Annotated in this window: 1 protein-coding gene; it reads left to right on the top strand. The window is 59.4% G+C overall.

Annotated elements, in window-relative coordinates; translation table 11 throughout:
- On the top strand, positions 1–1,241 hold a 1,241-nt coding region (locus AC1DH9_RS29425), incomplete at both ends, for a phosphoketolase family protein (protein ID WP_477809364.1).

The following is a 1,241-nucleotide window of genomic DNA, read 5'->3' as shown; positions in this document are numbered from 1 at the left end:
ATCCATGAAGGCGGCGAACTGGGCTATTCCCTGGCCCATGCTTACGGCGCGGCGTTCGATAACCCGGACCTGATCGTGGCGTGCGTGATCGGCGACGGTGAGGCTGAAACGGGAACGCTGGCGGCCAGCTGGCATTCCAATAAATTCCTTAATCCGGTGCGTGACGGGGCAGTCCTGCCGATTCTGCACCTCAATGGCTACAAGATCGCCAACCCCTCGGTACTCTCCAGAATCAGCGAAGATGAACTGTCGGCCCTGATGTATGGCTACGGTTACGATCCGTATTTTGTCGAGGGTGATGAACCTGAGCAGGTTCATCAGGCGTTGGCCAGAACCCTGGACACGATGCTGTTGAAAATCCGCGAGATCCAGCGTGTTGCGCRCAAATACCCGCAGCCCCCGGTGCCGGAGCGCCCCCTTTGGCCGATGCTGGTGCTGCGTACGCCAAAGGGCTGGACAGGCCCCAAATTCGTCGATGGTCGGCGTATTGAAGGCACGTGTCGTGCGCATCAGGTGCCGCTGGCGGATTTCGGCCAGCCGACTCATCTGCGGCAACTGGAGGAGTGGCTCAGCAGCTATCGTCCGGATGAGCTGTTTGACGTCAATGGCGCCTTGTTACCCGAAATTGCTGCACTGGCGCCGACGGGGCACCGGCGAATGAGCGCCAATCCTCACGCCAATGGTGGCCTGCTGCTGCGACCGCTGGATCTGCCGCGTTTCACCGAATACGCCGTGAAACTTCCTGCGCCGGGCTGCCTGCGCGCAGAAGCGACCCGGGTGCTGGGGGCGTTTCTGCGCGATGTGATGAAAAACAATCTGACCTCAGGCAATTTTCGGTTGTTCGGCCCGGATGAAACCGCCTCGAACCGACTGGATGCGGTCTACGACGTCAGCGCGAAGGCGTGGATGGGCAATCTGGAGCCCGAGGATATCGACCTGGCGGCCGAAGGCCGGGTGATGGAGATTCTGAGTGAACAAGTGTGCGAGGGGTGGCTGGAAGGCTATTTATTGACGGGCCGGCATGGACTGTTTTCCTGTTACGAGGCCTTCATTCACATCGTCGATTCGATGTTCAATCAGCACGCCAAATGGCTGAAAACCGCCGCCGAGGTGCCTTGGCGCAAACCCGTAGCCTCGCTCAATTACTTGCTCACCTCGCATGTCTGGCGTCAGGACCATAACGGTTTTTCCCATCAGGACCCGGGCTTCATCGATCTGGTCGCGAACAAGAAGTCCGATGT

It is taken from the genome of Pseudomonas sp. 05T35, assembly GCF_056396605.1.
Note: the sequence above shows the minus strand (reverse complement) of the source record. Positions and strands in the feature narration are given on the sequence as shown.